At 52.7% G+C, this 17667-nt stretch carries 24 protein-coding genes and 1 pseudogene; 15 read left to right on the top strand and 10 right to left on the bottom strand.

What is annotated here, in order from left to right:
• Window positions 1-155 precede the first annotated feature (155 nt).
• The 5 genes from ACQKP4_RS15830 to cydB all read left to right on the top strand — a co-directional run bounded on the left by ACQKP4_RS15830 (window position 156) and on the right by cydB (window position 4608).
• Window positions 156-989 (top strand): ZIP family metal transporter, encoded by an 834-nt coding sequence (locus ACQKP4_RS15830; RefSeq protein WP_427634569.1) that lies wholly within the window; start codon window positions 156-158, stop codon window positions 987-989.
• 152 nt (window positions 990-1141) lie between these two features.
• The gene (locus ACQKP4_RS15825; protein ID WP_116030805.1) at window positions 1142-1642 is read left to right on the top strand and encodes a ferritin-like domain-containing protein; all 501 of its coding nucleotides are present in this window, start codon (window positions 1142-1144) and stop codon (window positions 1640-1642) included.
• Window positions 1643-1809: 167 nt separating this feature from the next.
• Complete coding sequence (locus tag ACQKP4_RS15820) at window positions 1810-2043, top strand: DUF2934 domain-containing protein (protein WP_427634550.1); 234 nt, start codon at window positions 1810-1812, stop codon at window positions 2041-2043.
• A gap of 175 nt (window positions 2044-2218) precedes the next feature.
• The gene (locus ACQKP4_RS15815) at window positions 2219-3610 is read left to right on the top strand and encodes a cytochrome ubiquinol oxidase subunit I (RefSeq protein WP_427634549.1); all 1392 of its coding nucleotides are present in this window, start codon (window positions 2219-2221) and stop codon (window positions 3608-3610) included.
• Entirely contained in the window at window positions 3607-4608 is a 1002-nt protein-coding gene (gene cydB / locus ACQKP4_RS15810; protein WP_427634548.1) for a cytochrome d ubiquinol oxidase subunit II, read from the top strand. Before ACQKP4_RS15815 ends, cydB begins: the two co-directional genes overlap by 4 nt.
• A gap of 10 nt (window positions 4609-4618) precedes the next feature.
• Here cydB and ACQKP4_RS15805 read toward each other — a convergent pair whose 3' ends face one another.
• Together ACQKP4_RS15805 and ACQKP4_RS15800 are read right to left on the bottom strand one after the other, a co-directional pair.
• Window positions 4619-5149 carry a cupin gene (locus ACQKP4_RS15805; RefSeq protein ID WP_427634546.1) on the bottom strand — a complete coding sequence of 177 codons (531 nt, stop codon included), beginning with the start codon at window positions 5147-5149 and terminating at the stop codon, window positions 4619-4621.
• Window positions 5150-5187: 38 nt separating this feature from the next.
• A complete protein-coding gene (locus ACQKP4_RS15800) occupies window positions 5188-5445 on the bottom strand; it encodes a hypothetical protein (RefSeq protein WP_225571045.1) in 258 nt (85 codons plus the stop codon).
• A gap of 122 nt (window positions 5446-5567) precedes the next feature.
• On the opposite strand from ACQKP4_RS15800, the pseudogene ACQKP4_RS15795 reads away from it, so the two are divergent.
• A pseudogene (locus ACQKP4_RS15795) lies at window positions 5568-5798 on the top strand (transporter); the annotation flags it as partial.
• Between the two features lie 504 nt (window positions 5799-6302).
• The gene (locus ACQKP4_RS15790; RefSeq protein WP_427634544.1) at window positions 6303-6596 is read left to right on the top strand and encodes a DUF1652 domain-containing protein; all 294 of its coding nucleotides are present in this window, start codon (window positions 6303-6305) and stop codon (window positions 6594-6596) included.
• A 350-nt stretch (window positions 6597-6946) separates the two neighbouring features.
• On the opposite strand, the gene ACQKP4_RS15785 is transcribed toward ACQKP4_RS15790, so the two are convergent.
• Window positions 6947-7357 (bottom strand): response regulator, encoded by a 411-nt coding sequence (locus tag ACQKP4_RS15785; RefSeq protein ID WP_350600188.1) that lies wholly within the window; start codon window positions 7355-7357, stop codon window positions 6947-6949.
• Window positions 7358-7623: 266 nt separating this feature from the next.
• Window positions 7624-8847, bottom strand: coding sequence for a zinc-dependent alcohol dehydrogenase (locus ACQKP4_RS15780; RefSeq protein WP_427634542.1), 1224 nt, complete (start codon window positions 8845-8847; stop codon window positions 7624-7626).
• 187 nt (window positions 8848-9034) lie between these two features.
• Here ACQKP4_RS15780 and ACQKP4_RS15775 point away from each other — a divergent pair, with 187 nt between their 5' ends.
• Both ACQKP4_RS15775 and ACQKP4_RS15770 read left to right on the top strand, forming a co-directional pair.
• Window positions 9035-9736 carry a glycosyltransferase gene (locus tag ACQKP4_RS15775; RefSeq protein WP_427634567.1) on the top strand — a complete coding sequence of 234 codons (702 nt, stop codon included), beginning with the start codon at window positions 9035-9037 and terminating at the stop codon, window positions 9734-9736.
• 59 nt (window positions 9737-9795) lie between these two features.
• Window positions 9796-10011 carry a hypothetical protein gene (locus ACQKP4_RS15770; RefSeq protein WP_427634565.1) on the top strand — a complete coding sequence of 72 codons (216 nt, stop codon included), beginning with the start codon at window positions 9796-9798 and terminating at the stop codon, window positions 10009-10011.
• A 67-nt stretch (window positions 10012-10078) separates the two neighbouring features.
• On the opposite strand, the gene ACQKP4_RS15765 is transcribed toward ACQKP4_RS15770, so the two are convergent.
• On the bottom strand, window positions 10079-10939 hold the full coding sequence (locus tag ACQKP4_RS15765) for an alpha/beta fold hydrolase (RefSeq protein ID WP_427634540.1): 861 nt from the start codon (window positions 10937-10939) through the stop codon (window positions 10079-10081).
• Between the two features lie 57 nt (window positions 10940-10996).
• Window positions 10997-11206, bottom strand: a complete 210-nt coding sequence (locus tag ACQKP4_RS15760) for a hypothetical protein (RefSeq protein WP_080896102.1) — start codon at window positions 11204-11206, stop codon at window positions 10997-10999.
• A gap of 406 nt (window positions 11207-11612) precedes the next feature.
• Here ACQKP4_RS15760 and ACQKP4_RS15755 point away from each other — a divergent pair, with 406 nt between their 5' ends.
• The 5 genes from ACQKP4_RS15755 to ACQKP4_RS15735 all read left to right on the top strand — a co-directional run bounded on the left by ACQKP4_RS15755 (window position 11613) and on the right by ACQKP4_RS15735 (window position 14200).
• Entirely contained in the window at window positions 11613-12056 is a 444-nt protein-coding gene (locus ACQKP4_RS15755) for a DNA methylase (RefSeq protein WP_427634539.1), read from the top strand.
• A 45-nt stretch (window positions 12057-12101) separates the two neighbouring features.
• Window positions 12102-12932, top strand: a complete 831-nt coding sequence (locus tag ACQKP4_RS15750) for an alpha/beta fold hydrolase (protein ID WP_427634537.1) — start codon at window positions 12102-12104, stop codon at window positions 12930-12932.
• Window positions 12933-13081: 149 nt separating this feature from the next.
• A complete protein-coding gene (locus tag ACQKP4_RS15745; RefSeq protein ID WP_427634535.1) occupies window positions 13082-13306 on the top strand; it encodes a DUF2188 domain-containing protein in 225 nt (74 codons plus the stop codon).
• Entirely contained in the window at window positions 13275-13961 is a 687-nt protein-coding gene (locus ACQKP4_RS15740) for a hypothetical protein (RefSeq protein WP_427634533.1), read from the top strand. The genes ACQKP4_RS15745 and ACQKP4_RS15740 overlap by 32 nt, the downstream gene beginning before the upstream one ends.
• Window positions 13958-14200 carry a hypothetical protein gene (locus tag ACQKP4_RS15735; protein ID WP_427634531.1) on the top strand — a complete coding sequence of 81 codons (243 nt, stop codon included), beginning with the start codon at window positions 13958-13960 and terminating at the stop codon, window positions 14198-14200. Before ACQKP4_RS15740 ends, ACQKP4_RS15735 begins: the two co-directional genes overlap by 4 nt.
• A gap of 22 nt (window positions 14201-14222) precedes the next feature.
• On the opposite strand, the gene ACQKP4_RS15730 is transcribed toward ACQKP4_RS15735, so the two are convergent.
• Window positions 14223-14750: an SH3 domain-containing protein gene (locus ACQKP4_RS15730; protein ID WP_427634563.1), complete on the bottom strand. Its 528-nt coding sequence runs from the start codon at window positions 14748-14750 to the stop codon at window positions 14223-14225.
• 203 nt (window positions 14751-14953) lie between these two features.
• Window positions 14954-16015, bottom strand: a complete 1062-nt coding sequence (locus tag ACQKP4_RS15725; protein WP_427634529.1) for an SDR family oxidoreductase — start codon at window positions 16013-16015, stop codon at window positions 14954-14956.
• A gap of 144 nt (window positions 16016-16159) precedes the next feature.
• On the opposite strand from ACQKP4_RS15725, the gene ACQKP4_RS15720 reads away from it, so the two are divergent.
• The gene (locus ACQKP4_RS15720; RefSeq protein WP_427634528.1) at window positions 16160-16306 is read left to right on the top strand and encodes a hypothetical protein; all 147 of its coding nucleotides are present in this window, start codon (window positions 16160-16162) and stop codon (window positions 16304-16306) included.
• A gap of 160 nt (window positions 16307-16466) precedes the next feature.
• Here ACQKP4_RS15720 and ACQKP4_RS15715 read toward each other — a convergent pair whose 3' ends face one another.
• Both ACQKP4_RS15715 and ACQKP4_RS15710 read right to left on the bottom strand, forming a co-directional pair.
• Window positions 16467-17201, bottom strand: coding sequence for an HAD family hydrolase (locus ACQKP4_RS15715; protein WP_427634526.1), 735 nt, complete (start codon window positions 17199-17201; stop codon window positions 16467-16469).
• Window positions 17202-17451: 250 nt separating this feature from the next.
• Window positions 17452-17643 (bottom strand): antitoxin Xre/MbcA/ParS toxin-binding domain-containing protein, encoded by a 192-nt coding sequence (locus tag ACQKP4_RS15710; protein ID WP_427634524.1) that lies wholly within the window; start codon window positions 17641-17643, stop codon window positions 17452-17454.
• Between the last annotated feature and the right edge of the window lie 24 nt (window positions 17644-17667).

Here is a 17667-nt window from a genome sequence, read left to right as displayed (position 1 = left end):
TCCTACGGTCGCTTTCCGTATCTACTGAAAAGTACGATTCAAAAAAATAGGAGGTATCCGTGCCCGATCCGTTGACCTCATCAGGCGCACCGCCTCGCTCCTGGTTCGCCCGGTTCTCAGGAACTGGGTGGGGCGGGCGCGCCTTCTGGTCAATTTTGATTTGCGTAACATTGTTCTTACTCATATGCGGGTATGGCGCCTTTGTCGGCGCCAACAAACAAAATCTGCACTTCGCTTTTCTCGGTGGCATGTCAGGTTTCGCTGCGACGGCCATGGGAGCTGTCGTAGCGATTGCGTTACGAGACATCGCCACCCGTACTCAAGACACCATGCTGGGCTTCGCCGCCGGCATGATGCTGGCCGCCAGTTCCTTCTCGCTCATTCTCCCTGGTATCGAAGCAGCTCAAGCACTTTGCGGAAACCAATTGCTCGCAGCATGCGTAGTTGTGGCGGGATTGGGATTGGGCGTAGCGCTGATGGTCGGTCTTGATCGTTTTGTCCCACACGAACATGAGAAAAGCGGACGCAGGGGGCCGGACGCGCAGCGCATCAATCGTGTTTGGTTATTCGTCCTGGCAATCACACTGCATAACTTGCCGGAAGGCATGGCCATTGGTGTGAGCTTCGCAAACGGCGACATGAAGGTCGGGCTCCCGCTAACTACAGCTATCGCTATTCAAGATATTCCCGAAGGCTTGGCTGTCGCACTGGCGTTACGTGTGACAGGCATCTCATCGCTTCGTGCAGCGCTTATCGCGGTGGGTTCAGGATTGATGGAACCCATTGGCGCCGTTGTTGGATTGGGCATTTCCAGCAGCTTTGCATTGGGCTATCCCATTGCGCTCGGCTTAGCAGCAGGAGCCATGATTTTCGTGGTGTCTCATGAGGTCATTCCGGAGACTCATCGCAACGGTCATGAGACCCCGGCGACTTTAGGACTGATGCTCGGTTTTGGGGTGATGATGTTCCTGGATACCGCTTTGGGTTAGCGATGAAGCCTTTTATCCGTCACCCTGAAAATTTTCGGAACACCTTTTAAATCAGGCTGGTCATTCTTCATGCACGGCAAATTTTGCATGCATGTCGATCCCATGCGGACGCTCACCAGGCGACGCCAATACAGACCAGAAGGAAGTTAGAAATGGCTAGAAAAACCGTCGAAGACTTGTTTATCCATGAACTCTCTGATGTTTACAGTGCGGAAAAACAAATCACCAAAGCGTTGCCGCGCTTGGCGAAAGCAGCGACCAATCCACTGTTGGCAGAAGCATTTACGGCGCACCTAGAGGAAACTCATGGGCAGATTGAGCGCATTGATCAACTGGTCGAGCTGACCGGTATCAAACTGAAGCGCATGAAGTGCGTGGCCATGGAGGGACTTGTCGAAGAATCGAAAGAGCTGCTGGAAGAGATCGATAAGGGAGCTGTCCTCGACGCAGCATTGATTGGTGCGGCGCAAAAGGTGGAGCACTACGAAATTGCTGCCTACGGCACCTTGATAGCAATGGCCAAGCATCTAAAGCTCGACGACGCGGCAGCCTTATTAGCAGCAACGCTTGCTGAAGAAAAAGGTGCGGACGAGAAACTGACCAAGATTGCGGAGCAAGGTGGTAATCAAGCGGCGACCATGGATTCTAAATAAACGGTATCAGCAAACGTGCTGGTCGACAAAGGCGAGATTTCGTCGACCAGCCTCGATAGAAAATCATGATCAATTCAAGCTCGATCCAGTTCTGGCGAGCTTGATGCGCTGATCCATGGTGCCGAATTTTCCTAACTAGCTCCAGGATAGCCAAGCAGGAGAAAACGATGATTGATGAATCGGTAATTCGCGAAAGGGCGTATGCACTCTGGGTAAAGGATGCTTGCCCTGAGGACGCTGATCTTTTTTATTGGTTTCTTGCTCGAGAGCAGCTTGAAACAGCGCTCAAGAGAACTTCCGTCGAGAGTGATGTGTGCGATGGAAACGATAAGTTTTTTAACAAAATCGGCAAGAAAAAAAATGAAGTAAATTTACGTTCCAGGAAGCGAGAGTCGGCGTGAGAACGATGTTCCCTACTTTTTATGACCGCCAATTAGTCAGGAAGAGTCAACGGGCAATATTTTCGGACAAGTGCTACGCCTGTATCGACGCATCCATTTGGCTCTTCACGCAGCTAAGCTACGAGCTTGCGTTGCGAAAATTTCCGCAAATGCAGGCCAATCATTAGAGGGCTGTATGGATGCGATTGATTCGGCGCTTATGGCAGCGCGTGCCCAGTTCGCGATTGCCATAAGCTTTCATATCGTGCTGGCAGCCTTCACCATTGGCTTGGCCAATTTTCTCATGGTGCTGGAGGCACTGTGGCTGTGGCGCAGGCGAAGGATCTACTTGGATGTCTACCTTTACTGGCTAAAGGTGTTTGCGCTCAACGTTGCGGTAGGCACAGCGTCGGGTCTGATTTTGGAGTACCAATTCGGATTGAATTGGTCACGCCTCTCGACCCAGGCGGGAGACATTCTTGGCCCGTTGATGTTCTACGAGGTACTGGCGGCATTTTTCCTGGAAGCGGGTTTTCTCGGCATCATGTTGTTCGGGTTGAAGAAGGTGGGCCCTAGGCTGCATTTCTTCGCCACCTGCGCCGTCGCACTTGGATCTTTGATCAGCGCCTTTTGGATCCTGTCAGCCAACTCCTGGATGCAAACACCCGCCGGCTATTCAATTGGAGCTGGTGGACGTTTTATTGCCGAAAACTGGTGGGCGATCATCTTCAATCCTTCGTTCCCTTACCGGCTTGTGCATATGACATTGGCCGCGATTATAGGCAGCGCCTCGCTGGTGGCCGGTGTTAGCGCTTGGCAGTTGTTGCGTGTGCCACAGAACCCGCGAGCCCGGCTTGCCTACTCCATGGCGTTGTGGGTGGTTGCGTTGCTGACGCCTGTGCAACTACTGGTAGGCGATCTGCATGGTGAGCACAGCCTTAAAGTTCAGCCGCAAAAGGTTGCCGCCATCGAAGGTTCCTGGACACGACCGGCGGAAGGAGAGGGGGAACCATTACGTTTATTCGCCATTCCAGATATGGCTGAGCGACGCAACCATTGGGAAGTAGCGATTCCGCGCGTAGCGTCGTTGTACTTGCGACATGACCTGAGCGGCACTATTGCAGCGCTTGATGAATTCCCGCCTGAGGACATACCACCTGTGCCCCCCGTGTTCTTCGCTTTCCGTATCATGGTCGGATTGGGACTATTGATGCTGGGGCAGGGGTTAATCAGTCTGGTATTACGCTGGCGGCATCGCTTGTACTCTGCGCGTTGGATGCTGCGAGGGAGTGTGCTAGTGGCGCCTGCTGGATTTCTGGCAATGCTAAGTGGTTGGGTTGTGACAGAGGTTGGCCGTCAGCCCTTTACTGTCTATGGATTGATGCGAACTGCTGACAGTCTTTCTTCGGTGTCTCGTCAGCAGGTGGTAGGAGCAACGTGGACAATTTTGGCGCTTTATCTGGTGATCTTCGGCGTGGGTTTCTGGGTACTGCTACGACTTTTGCGGGAACCACCTCACGAAGACGAGCCTGGGCCTCAACCCTCTTTGGCCAACGAGACGGGTAATCCTGAGGGCAAACATCGATGATGGACAATGACTGGATAACACTACTGTCCGCTGCGGCGCTGGGGTTTTCGGTTTTGAACTACGTGCTGTTGGATGGCACTGATCTTGGTGTGGGGGTGCTGCTGGGCCTTACTCGTTGCAGCAAGCACCGACGTGCCATGGCGGTGACTATCCTTCCGATTTGGGACGCTAACGAAACGTGGCTAGTGCTCGGTGGCGGCGGTCTGCTCGCGTTGTTTCCGCTGGCTTACGCTGTCCTGCTGCCGGCGCTTTATTTGCCGTTTATCGCGATGTTCCTGGCATTAATTCTTCGCGCGGTCGCGCTGGAGTTTCGCGATTACTCGAAAAGCTATCGTATGAAGCGCAGGGTCGATGGCTTGCTGCTGGTAGGTTCACTGCTGGCCGGGGCAACTCAGGGGATTGTGTTGGGAACGCTTGTACAAGGGGTGCCGAATCAGGATGGGCAGTACAGCGGGAACGGCTGGGAGTGGTGGGGCCTATTTCCGCTGTATTGCGGCGCTGTGCTCGTAGTGGGTTATATGTGGTTGGGCGCCTGCTGGCTGTATTGGCGTACTGTCGACGATCTGCAATGTAGGTCAGGTCGACAGGCAAGGGCGTTGGCCATCGTGACCATAATGCTTTTGGCCGTGCTGGTGGCCTGGACAGCGACGCTGGATGCTCAATATGCGCAACGGCTTTCCAATCGACTTATTTGGTTGCCGGCGGCAATGCTGCTTACTGCATTGCTGTTCAGTTTCGCCTTGAGCTTTCGAAGCCGCCGGCAATATCTGCCGCTATTCGCCGCACTGGGAATTTTCATCTTGGCATTCGCATTGATGGTCGCAGCGCTCTTTCCATTGATTGTCCCGCCTAACCTGACCTTGCAAGAAGCAGCCTCAAGTCCCACCAGTCAGATTTTTATGCTGGTCGGGTTCGCCATGCTGATCCCGGTGACGCTCCTCTACAACACCTACGGCTTCAGAGTGTTCAGCGGAAAGGTTCGCGCCATTCGTGATTGACTGCAATATCTCAACCTTGGCCAGCCCAATACCGATGTACGGCGCCTTGCGAGCCTTGCACCGGATCTTGGTCGGGAAACGGCAGCGTGTCGATGCTCGCCAGTTGAGCATTGGTGGGGGCCTCTCGGCAGATATCTGCACGTTGCCCCGACGGATAGGCACCGACTACCAGAAAATCTTCACTTGAATCTAAATTGCAATGGCCGGTGCCGGCAGGCAATAGCAATACGTCGCCTGCACCGACTTCAAGTACATGACCCTCCGGGCCGCCCAGCATCAGTCGAGCTCGACCGCTGGCGATGCCAAGCACTTCATGACCTTCGGTATGGTAGTGGTGGTAGCTGTAAATCCCATATCGCCATTGTGATGGCCACCCATTGGCGATGAAGGTTTGCTCGAACAGCGCAGCCGGATCATCGCCCTGAATTGCAATCGCGTTGGGGTAAATGAGTACCGGCAGGCGCGGGTTGTTGGGAACCCATTGGTTGCGTTCAAACATCAGGGTTTGCACGGTAGCTGTCTCAGCTCGCAGTTTGTTCATTCAAGGATCCTCCGAAACCCTGATGTGGCAATGGAATTTCACACATCGATCTGCAACTCCAAATCAGCATTATCCAATGTGCGGGCGTGGGCCACCGTACCGTTCAAGCGTTCTCCCGAAGAGAGAATCATGGTCAAGGAGTGAGCTTTGTGTAGATCATCAGGTATTGGGGATAGCACCTGCACCTGGAAGGCACCTGGCGTGATGGGAGTGATGAGTACGTCGCAATCAATAGTTTTGGCGATAGGGCCGAAAAGGGTGTCGTTTAAGTAATTCAAACGTGCGCGCTTAGTCATGGATATGTCCTCTGACGCCAGGTTTTTAAAGCATCATTTTCGTGCTCCATTTGTGTGGTAGACGACACCCACGACAGATGAGTTCAACGCCATGGAGTCATGGTTCCTTGCTTGATGCCTTCAACCGTGCGCTCTGGGCATCCCTGGACGCGACCTACAATCGTGGCGGAGCGACCAAGATCGATGGAGACTGGCAGGACAACAAGCAGGAAAACGGCCTGCTTGGTGCCAGCGTCGGTTTCATGCTATCGCCTCAATTCGGCGGACTGATCGCGTATTCCGATACGATTTCCGAAAGAACTGGATATCCGGACGTAAATACGTGGACGCTACGCCTCCAATACGCCTGGTAAAAAGCCTTGGTGGTAATAGCGGGCAGTGTCATGTGTACGTCAATGACCGAATGCGGTCGGTGTGTTCGCTGGATGCTTACCACCTATCCTCCTGATATCGTCGAGAAGAATGGTGACGATCAGTACGGTGATTGCAGTGGCGGGGTGCCTCGCTCACCAATGGATTATTGGCGATTGGTATGCTACGGGCAGTCCCTTAAGAAACTCAGCCAAAACGGTTCCAGATTGGCGCTGCGGTTGAACCCGATATGCGTCAGGTGAGTTTCCAGTACGATTAAAAGGGCGCTTTTCGGTGAGAATTCTCTCTCCCATTGGACTCGATGACTTTTGATTGGGTGGTCTGAACGGTGGTAACGAGAAAGATAAGCTCGAGGCGCACGAAGCCTCCAAAAATATGCGACGGGCCCACGGCAAGTGCAACGTTTCAGCAAAATCATCGTGAAATGTCCTGTCGATTAATCCGTCGTGGAATTTTTGACTACCTCCGCATATGAACAATACTTAATGGAAACTGCTTTCAGGACGAATACCATGATCTCCGCCCTTGAGCTCCGACATATGATTGAGTGTGGCTTTCTACCATTGTCCTGCACATGCACGACAAATGCGGATGGCTCGTTGATGATTAAGGTTATTGATCCTTCAACAGGCAATGTGGAGCTTTTGGTGACGGGTGTTTCGACGCCAGCGCTCACGTCTAGCAGGGCGATTGCCGGTCTAATTGGCGAGCTACGCAGTGAGATGGCGGCACGCAAAACCAGGTTCGAATCGAGCGAGCGCAGAGCCCACGAGCGTTGAGCAGATCCATGCACAAGGGTAGCCGTCCATAACTGCCTTTGATGTCAAACTGGTATCAGCCATACTATGGCTTCATTTTCATGGAGCCCGTCCCGTGTCCTCCGATAGAACACAGCAACTTGAGCAAGCACTTCTAGCCGTCATCGCGGCAGCCACAAAGATGGGTGTGAGCTGTGATGCACTATGTGCAGAAGCGGTTGGCGGCCTGATGGCAGATCGTTACTGGCAGTGGTCGCTCACGGAGCATAAAAACGGCGCTGCTGATGAGATAGAGGAAGCACTCACCAAGCTTCTGATGAGAGGAGTTACAAAGTCGAGCCCGACCTACCTCGCATCTCCGATCCCATGAGTCAGGCTTTGTGAATCGCAATGCCGGGCTGCAACACAGTCGCCATAGCGATCACGAAATCATCAAGCGACCACGGCTTGTGCAGATAGATGCTAGAGGCTGGAACAGCTGCAGGATCTATCAAATATCCAGAAGTCAGGATTGCTGCAATAGATGGCCATCTACTACTTACCATCTCGATGAACTCGATCCCCTGGATCTGGCCAGGTACGCCGTGGTCTGCGATCACTAGACGGCACTGTTCATGAGTTTGAAGCAGATAGGTTAACGCATCATCTGCCGTCTCAAACGAGATTGCCCGTCCTCCGACTTCCGACACAATTTCTTCCATTAGTGCTCGCAAGGTCGGATCGTCTTCGATGACGATCACCGATCCTTCGATAGGCAAGAAACCTTCCCACTGGACGATCAATCAAAGATCCCTTAGCCGAGCGCTCCTGGCCGGCGTCTGATGAGTCAGTCTCTGAGTTTATTCGCATTTCGGTATTTTGTGATCCTTCTTCCGATTGGTTTGATGACACAGATCACATCTAGACTTGAGTACCTGAACGAACTGAATAGGCGAGGCCGACCAGGGTGGAAAACCGTTACCATTTTCGGATCGCCCCCCAAATGAAAAAAGGACGAGAGCTTTCGGTAAAAAACCGAACCATCTCGTCCTTTTCACTACCGGTAGACTTAGGTAGTCAACAGTATTGCGCTGCTATTGCTCTCCGGAATGTCGATGTGGCTATCGCCGGGTGTCAAAATGACTTTTCGGCAGTCCTCTTCTTTTTTATCAAAGATTTTATATCCCTCAGCGGCCTGTTCCAGTGACATGCGATGGCTGATGATGACTTCCGGTGAAAGACGACCAGTCTCGATGTGTTCGAGGAGCTCAGGTAGGAAACGATGCACATGGGTTTGACCCATTTTGAAGGTCAGCCCCTTGTCGAATGCGTCTCCGAACAGGAAGCCATGAATGAACCCTGAATAAACGCCAGGAACACTGACGATGCCGCCGCGTCGAACGGCGGCGATGCACTGACGTAAAGCCTTGCCGCTGCTGCCCTCAAGCTTGAGTGTCGCGAGAACTGTTTCCGTCGTACTACCTTTTGCTTCAAACCCGACCGCATCCACGACGCCATCAACTCCGCGCATTCCTTTGGTTTGTCGAATGATCGTATCTGCGGGATCGTCGTCTTCATCGAAGTTGATCGGAATTACACCGTATGTTTTCCGCGCGTATGCCAAGCGGTATGGATGGTGATCGACCATGAAAATTTGGTCTGCACCGAGCATCCTTGCACAGGCCGCGCTCAACAACCCAACGGGGCCTGCACCATAAATGGCGATGCTCGAGCCATTACCAATCCCCGCGTTCGTTACAGCCTGATAAGCAGTTGGAAGGATGTCTGAAAGGAAAAGAACCTTTTCATCCGACAGCGTCCCCGGCACTTTAAACGGCCCGGTGTTGGCTTTAGGTACGCGCACGTATTCGGCTTGCCCGCCAGGCACACCTCCGTACATGTGACTGAAGCCGAACAGCGCGGCTCCTGGTGGTATTGCCTTTTTATTTATGATCGCTCCGCGCCCTGTATTTGTTGTTTCGCAGGCCGCGAACAGATCCATTGCGCAGAAGAAACAGCTGCCGCAGGCGATTACAAAGGGAATTACCACGCGGTCGCCGGGTTGCACGGCGGTCACAGCTGAGCCTGCCTCTTCAACTATCCCCATGAATTCATGGCCGAAGATATCGCCATGCTCGACAGTTGGAATCTTTCCCCGATAGAGATGGAGGTCAGATCCGCATATCGCCGTCGCGGTAACCCGAAGAATGATGTCATCACTGTCCTCAATAACCGGATCGGGAACCGTGTCGACTTTGACGCTGTGCGCGCCGTGATAGGTGAGTGCTCTCATGACGTCTTACCTACTTCAGCTGGATGGTAAGTGGGAGAGGAGGATCGAAGAAAGTAAGTTCAGAGTGATATAGACGCAAATGACTAGCGGTCGTCTTAGTAGGCACGCACCTGATTTTTTAAACCTAATGGAGCGGAAGTAGGTCGACTGCAGGAGTCAGTAACTCAGGTAGTCGGAGGTGACGTTAATGATCGGTGTTGTCATACCTGCCCACAATGAAGAGCACCACATTGCTGCGTGTTTAACATCGGTTCTATTCGCCGCTGAGCATCCTGCATTGGCAGGCCAGCCGGTCTACGTAGTCGTCGTTTTAGACAATTGCTCTGATCAGACCGAACAGATCGTTTCAGCACACGGTGTAAGCGGGATCGCGGTTTCTTTTCAGAATGTGGGTAAGGCGAGAGCAACCGGCGCAGATCATATGCTGGCCGCTGGCGTGAAATGGCTTGCCTTCACCGATGCCGACACCGTAGTGCCACATGATTGGCTGGCGCGTCAGATTGAGTTCAAGGCTGATGCAGTTTGTGGGACAGTCGAGGTGGATAGCTGGAATATCCATGGAGATTTAGTTCGCTCAAAGTACATGGAGCTTTACCAGTTTATCGAGAATCACCGGCACATCCACGGCGCCAATCTTGGACTGAGTGCCGAGGCCTACCGGAACGCTGGCGGGTTCCAGCATCTCACTGCACACGAAGACGTCCATTTGGTTGCTGACCTGAAGCGGGTTGGTGCTCATATCGTTTGGACAGCCACGAATCCGGTAATAACCAGCGCCCGCAAGGATTACAAATGTCGCGGAGGGTTTGGAGAGTATCTGGTTAATCTGGGTGCCTCACTGGGATTGCCTGCGCTTGATCCACAGGTTAGCGCCGGCGTCTCTCTTTGAAAGTGCTGTCGGAAGGAGGTGGCTAGTTGGAGTACATCGATTACCTGCAATGGCCAGCCATGGTAGTGACGGTAGCCTCAGCGTGGTTCATCGGTTCGCAACGAGCGTATAGGCGCATGATCGCCTTTTGGGGATATATCACCAGTAATGCGCTTTGGGTGATCTGGGGGCTTCACGCCGACGCTTACGCGCTGATCCTGCTCGAATGCATACTTTTGGGGATGAATGCCCGAGGCTTCAGGAAGAACCTCAATGCTTCCGAGTCATCAACCTAAGACATGTAGCTCGAATGACTTTGACCCTACGTAGCCCGAAGCGATTACGGATTAGTGTACTGAGAGATCATTGTTCACGCAGGAACTCGATTATTTCTCTCGCGAGCTCGTCGGGCACTTCCTCCGCCATGTGATGCCCACAGTCGAGCCCACGACCACGTTGTCGTGTTGTCCACGGTTCCCACACGCCTAAAACATCGCCGTACAGAAGCTCAAGATCATCACGTAGCGACCATAAAATCATTGTCGGGCACTCGACCCTGCGGCTCTCGCGGCGGTCGACTTCATCGTGAATACGGTCGATTCCAAGGCCTGCTCGATAATCTTCGACCATGCCATGAACGGTTGCTGGATCATGGATAGCTGCTTGATAGTCTCTGTAGGCGTCTGCACCCATCGCCTCGGCTGTGCCGCCGTACCATCGATCAGGGTCGGCCAGGATTGCCTGCTCCGGTTTTTCGAGTTGCCCGAAGAAGAACCAATGCCACCATTTCGTCGCGAACTGGGCGTTACAGCGCTCGAGAGCTTCAAGTATCGGTACACCGTCCAATATGCCTAGATGTGTGACGGCCTCGGGATGATCCATAGCCGTGCGAAAGGCGGTGTAACTACCTCGATCATGGCCAATTACGGCGAACCGCTGATAACCCAGATGTCGCATTAGGGCGATGCAATCCCGGGCCTTAGCGCGCTTGGAGGAGCCTGCATGATCGGATGTATCCTCAGGCTTTGATGACTGGCCAAAGCCTCTTAGATCAGGGCAGACAACATAATGATTTTTTGCCAAGAGTGGAGCAACGCGATGCCAGGTCGCATGAGTCCTAGGATGCCCATGGAGTAATAAGACGGGAGAGCCGCTCCCACCATGCCTGACTCTGAGGGTTGCCTCTGGGAGTTTTACGATATCGAGCGAAAAGTTATCGAACATTCCAATGTCCTTGGCGGTGTCCACTGCTCTTCGATTAGCAATCACCCTGCTGGCTGACTATGTTTCATTGGGGCTTGAGTTTTTCTTGAGCCCTCGAAGGTTCATCAGGAAAAGACAAACCTGTAATACGATCAATGCATACGCGCCTGCGTAAAATCCCCAAATCACCCACAAAACGTTGCTCACACTGAAGCATACAAATCCGATCATCCGCCGTCCTGGCCGCTGCGATCCGATTAGCCATGCGGCGAGAACGGTAACAACCATCGCTGGCCATTGAATCCAATCCAGATAAGCCAAGTTATCCCCCCGGTACAGTTCAGCGAAGTGAATCGCAAGGTCGATGCCACGTTAGTTATCGGGCTTCTGATGGTTGGATGAGGTTTTCGATTTGCCGAGAATGTAGCAAGGATGAAGCTGCCCGTTGGGGTGGGTTGTGACGACCACAGATATCAATGACCAGCCTTCTTGAAGCTTTAGATTTGCTTCGTTGGTTGATAGCGCTTCCATTACTTGGATTGTTTCAGATAAATGCATTTCGACTTTCTCAAATTCTAGTGATCAAACATTAGGTGTCGAGCATGAATAAGGGTTCCTTTATCGCTGCCTCGCTCAGTGGATCATTCGCGATAGCGCCTGGTCTACATTGAGACCATCGCTTGAGGGTGAACCAGTGAGCAAAATCATCTGCGCACATGACTTACAAATCGACCTTCAAGGTGCGAATGACGCCGATTTATTCAAATGGCTTCTTGCCAGTTTCCTGATGGGCAAGAGAATCCAGGGGCCAATTGCCGCCAACGCCTATCAAGTGATCGTTGATAAACACCATCGGGATACGCCGCACAAATTGGCGAGCTGCACTCACCGCCAGCTGGTCATGATGCTTGGTGAGGCTCACTACGTGCGTTACGACGAGACCACCGCGTCGCGGTTGTTGGCATTGGCTAACAAGATGAATGCTGAATATCACGGCAAGGTCAGCAACATCGTCGTGGCAAGCGGAGATCGTAAGGCCTTCGAAAAACGGCTATCTGAATTTGAAGGGATAGGGCCGAAAACCATCGAGATATTTATGAGGGAAGCGGCTGCGGAGCTCTTCGGAACTTCCCCCTAACTCTCACCAATACTGCCTCCCAATTGCGTGCAGCAAGGAGAAATCATGACAACGCACAGGCTAACCACGCAGGGCTTGCAGTTGAACGTTTCGATCTGCGGTCAAGGCTCGGCGCTGCTTCTGCTCAATGGTTTGGGTGGCTTGATTCGTACTTTCGATCCGTTGCGCGATGAACTGGACGACTTCACGACTATCACGCTGGACGTGCCAGGGGTCGGCAAGTCGCAAATGCCCCGTTGGCCCATTCGCCTGCCACGCCATGCTGACGTAATTGCAGAGATGCTCCAGCAATTGGGAATCGACCAGGTCGATGTGTTCGGGGTGAGTTGGGGAGGTGCATTGGCTCAAGAATTCGCTCTTCGTTACCCGAGCATGGTACGCAGGCTGATTCTCGCGGCGACCTCTCCCGGCCCAGTGCTGTTGATGAAGCCTGCCGACGTTATGGATTTTTTCCGCAAGAGTAAAAACGCCAAAATGCCCAAGCAAGAAAGATCCGGCAATTCCATTCAGACGCTGCTGCGGTTCGGTGTGATGAAAGGCATGCTCTCTGTTAATCCGCGAACCTATTATTTCCAGCTCGCAGCCTTGATCGGATGGACAAGCCTACTTCGGTTGTCCCGGCTTCCTCAACGCACGCTGGTTCTTACCGGCGACCGCGATCCGTTAATACAGGCATACAACGCCCATATCCTGCGCCGCACGATTCGACGTTCAGAACTTCGCATTCTGAAGGGAGAGGGGCACTTCTTTGTGGTGACCAGCGCTAAACGAACTGCCGTATTGATCCGCGAATTTCTTTGCCGCCATCACGAGGATGAAGAGATGACCCCGAAGGTCGCAAACGGAAACGCTAAGGCTAGCCTAGAGCGCACCTAGGTCAGTTAATCCGCTCGTTGACGTCGTTGTGGGGGGGCGCACACGCAGTCGTAAGTAGCATTAGTTTCTTCGCCAATCCTTTCAAACTCTCCAGTTCGACGAGGGTCAACCTTACTAGCTCTTGTTGATTAATCATGTCGAGGTGATCCATGGATAACTACCACATCACGAAAAAAGAAAACGCTTGGGAGCTTGTCAAAGAGGGCTCGCAACGTGCTTCCAAAACGGCCTCTACGAAAGCAGAAATCACTGAAATAGCCAGCGAATTTTTGCAAGGTAAAACAGCTTCTTTGAAAATCCACAAAGAGGTTGGGACGATTCAAGAGGAACGTACCTTTCCTCGTGCCGCTGACCCTAGGAAAACAAAAGGCTGAGTCGAATACTAAACAATGGGCGGCTGTGAAGAAGACTTTCGATCCTTATCAAGGAAGTCAGTTTTATCAAGAGTTCGCTTTCCATTCCCGCCGGCGCATGTCTCACCACAGGAACTCTTCAATGGTAATTGCATGTCTAGGATGGGGATCTCTGATTTGGAAACCTGGAGCATTACCGCTCGCAAGCAAATGGTTTTTGGATGGGCCCAATTTGCCCATCGAATTTGCGCGAGTCGGTGAGGGGGGCGAGCTCGCAACGGCGATCTGCGCGAATGCACATCCATGCACTGTTCTATGGGCAGTGTTGAATGTAAAAAACCTTGAGGAGGCATGCGAGGCCTTGCGTGTCCGAGAACAAATTCCAGAGGACAGGGAGGATGGAATCGGTGTCTTTACCACCAGCAGCTCCCCAGTGGGAGTAATCGCCGAATGGGCACTGTTTCACCAATTGGACGCAGTCATTTGGACTGCACTGCCGCCCAGATTCGAAGACATTGAAGGTTTGATCCCAACCGTTGATGACGCTGTTTCATATCTAGCTGGTTTGAGTGCAGATGCGCAGGAGCACGCACGAGATTACGTCAGGCAGGTGCCGGCTCAAATCGATACGTCCTATCGAAGGGAGATCAATTCAAGACTTGGGTGGCATCAATGAGTGCACAAAGCCAAGCTCAAATCGGCGCTATCTTTGATCAGCTGCTGGCTCTGCGAGAGAGCGTCAACCGTCTCCAGCAGATAGAGGACGAAAGAGTAGGTACGCTTCGCGGCCACCAGACCGTGGATGTGGACGGTGCTTTCCTATTGGTTTTTCAGAAGCTTCAAGACAACATCGCCAATATGGAGGAGGCTTTGGCCACCATTGCGGAAGCCACAGGCGATGCACCGAAGCTCTAGCGGATCGTCATTGAGGCAAAAATCACATGCCATAACGCTTGTTCCCGCCAGAAGTAATGCAGTACCGACCGCCTCTTGGCCCGATGCAAATGTTTCCCGAAGAACAAGGGCAGGAGGAGCCGTATTCTGCAGCCTGCCTTCGGATTGGTTGTGCCGGCGTAGGCGACTGTTTCGGTTTAGAGGCGCTGTAGCAATTCGATCCGGTACAAAAACTTTTGGAAGAAAGCCATTTCGCAGGCTGGCCGTCGACGCTTATGCGCACCCAACCATTCCGTTTTTCGAAGACCTGAACCTTGGCTCCCCGGCTCAACTTGGAAATAACTTTTCCGCCTGGTTGATCTCGGATATTTAGCTTGTCTGTGTTTACGTATTGATCAACCGAGGGGGCAGGTGTCGATGATGGAACCGAGGTAGATGAGACCAGAGTATTCGGAGTGGGAGGGGGGCTCGTTTGTACCTGAGCGGGAGGCGGGTCTTTTGTGCCTATCGCCCAAAGGACAGCAAAAAGAATAAGGAGCGGGACAAACCATGACTGAGATTTCTTGCGCATTTCCATTGCTCTCCCTCAGTAAGCACTATCCAGCCTGTCCTCCCCTGACCAACCTAGCTTCATAAACCTATTGCGAGCTTAGCCAAATCTCCATTTTCTGCAGCCTACTTAACCCTGAATCTTGGGTTTCCCCACAGGAAGCGTCGCGAGCAATCGCTATCATTCCATGGATGGAAACCACTCAGCTATCCGTCTGGAACAGCCTAGGGTATCAAGCGCATCTCGCGTAGTTTGTCGAAAACATCGAAAAATGCTTGATCGCTCGCTTGGTAGGCGGTGAAGCCCATTGCGCGGCTTTTTGACATGTCCGTGACAACTTCGATTGGTCGTCCAAGGTCTGCATCGGTATGCCATGGGGATATCAGGCGACCAATATCGGATTCTTTCAAGCCGTTCTCCGCGACTATTTGCGTCCATACGGTTTGATCGTCAGCCATCTGCTTCTCAAGGGGGGAGAGGGAAGCGGGATAATCGGCAGCAGGCAAGTCGAAGTATTCGGCAATTCGGCTCCACATCCATTTCCAACGAAACACATCGCCATTAGTAACGTTGAATGCCTGGTTGGCCGCAGCCGGCGTGGTGGCCACCCACAGTTGTTGTTTCGCCAACTGCCGAGCATCCGTCATATCGGTAAGGCTATCCCACTGCACTCTTGATCCCGGAAATACAAAAGGGCGATTGGTTTGTTTGCAAATCGAGGCATAGACGGCGAGGGTGGTTGCCATGTTCATCGCGTTGCCTACAGCAACCCCGGTGACGGTATGCGGGCGATGAACGCTCCACGTGAAGCCGTCTTTTTCAGCAGCAGCGAAGAGTTCGTCTTCTTGGGCGTAGTAGAAATTTTCGATGTCCAAACGACCCTGCTCTTCGCGAAACGGCGTTTGCGGAAGACTCCCTTTACTATACGCTTCAAATGGGCCGAGGTAGTGTTTTAGGCCAGTGACCAGCGTTACGTGCTCAACGCTCTTGGCTGGGCGAATGGCGGCGAGCACGTTGCGAACCATGGCGGCATTAACGCGGATGTTCTCCGCCTCCGTGGCTTGCCGTGACCATGTGGTGATGAACACATGAGTGGGTTTCAAATCCGCCAGCGCATGTTCTAGCGAAGCTGGATCTTGGAGGTCTGCCGCGACAGGGATCACGCCTTGCGATTGAGACGGGTGCCTCGATAGCGCGGCGACCTGCCACTTGTTGTCGATTAGTAACTGTATGATGGCGCTGCCGACGATGCCGCTGGCGCCCACGACCAAAGCTGTCTGGGTCATACGTTTCTCCTGGATTTAGGTTTGGGAGTCCGCATGAGCAACAGAGGTTCAACATAAACCGGATCCGCATTGGCGGTATCTGTATGCCAGGCAGATCATTCGGATCGAATAGTCGCTTATGGCTATGAGCGAGGAGAAGCTGCCATGGAGTTTGTCATCGCGTTGGCTATTGAGAAGATTCGGATACACAAAAAGGAAGATACCCACCTGCGGCTTAGGTTGAATGACACTCTGGAGGATAAAATTCCTGAAATCGCATACCTGCTTGATCCTAAAGCGGGGGCTCTTTAAAGCCTCATGACGGGGGCTTGGTTTGTATAAGTTCCCCATGCTGTCGGTCGAACGCCGATGCGCAGCGCGACAAGTTTGAAAAGGTTTTGCGGTTAGAGTGCTATTCCCTAACGCCATGGGGGGCGGACTGCAATGTCGATCAGTCGCAGACGCCAGATGTTCACTGACGTTTGCAGCTCAGAACCATATCGCTGAACTCATTGAGGCTACTGAAGTCTTTACCGCCCTGTCGGTTCAGAAGAAACCCCGATATGCCCAGCGCGTTGGGGCCATCACGGTCACATTTTTCAGAATCGCCGATCATGGCCACATTGTCGCCACCAGAGTAGTAGCTGGTGTCTGCTCCCAAAAGCTCACATGTGCCCCTGTAAAAGAGAGGCTCGGGCTTCATGGCCCCGAGCGCGAAGCTGAAGCCGTAGACATCCACAGTCGGGTACAGGCGCCGAATAGGCCATGCGTAAGGTGCAGCCAAATTTGACGCTACGGCTATTTTGATGCCCTTAGCCTGCAGCATTTCGACCGCGCGAAGACCATCTTCGAACGCTTCAATGCTCTGAAGATCGGCTTCTAGATCTCCTTCAATATTAGCCATGTGGGCTGAGTGGATTTTGATTCCAAACAGCTCTGCCGCCTCGGCCAAATTCAGGTTACGAGTCAGGATCTGACGAAGGTCGTCTGGTTGAGGCCGGCGCCCTTGTCGAGTGCCTTCTTTTAAAATTTGGCGATAGGGGTGTCGGCCTTGAGGAATCTGAAGGAGGGTGCCGAAAGCGTCGAAGAGAACGAATTTGATAGTCATCTGGGCGCTTAAATGGATGGTGTGGCCGAAGCTGCCCCGCAATATGGGAAGAATACCTTGGATCAATACTGAGTGGTGGGGTGGCTGCTCCTCAAGCATTGTGCACCGAACGTTTCAACCGCGAGCCTCCAGATTTCACCCTCTCTCGGAATCGTCATCGAGATGCGAGCTCCAATTGGGATGGCCTTGAATAGTTTTCAAGCAACGCTTATCGCAGTCGTGAATCCTCACGAGCATCGCCTGAGTTCGGCTTGAACGCTTCAACGTGCCTGAGTAAAGCATCGGTGTCGTTTGTGGTGAGATCAGAAACAATCATGTTGAGCCTGGGGATTTGGAGGAGGGGGTAGCGTCAGCAGGCATATCCGTGGCTGAGTTTATCGAGTTCAGCCTTCACGAGTTCGTATCCCGCTTCAGTGATAGCGAGCTCCAATGGGGTGACTCCACCGAAAGCAGTTTTCGGTTGATTCAGCCATGTGTCTGCTTTGGCTTTGTTGCCAAATACCAGCTCTGCTTCAAGCTGAATCAGCTCGACGTAATTCATTTTCTGGTTCTCGGGAGAATCACC

Origin of the sequence: Pseudomonas sp. NPDC086278 (assembly GCF_050280905.1) — a bacterium.
Classification (GTDB): Bacteria; Pseudomonadota; Gammaproteobacteria; order Pseudomonadales; family Pseudomonadaceae; genus Aquipseudomonas.
Note: the sequence above shows the minus strand (reverse complement) of the source record. Positions and strands in the feature narration are given on the sequence as shown.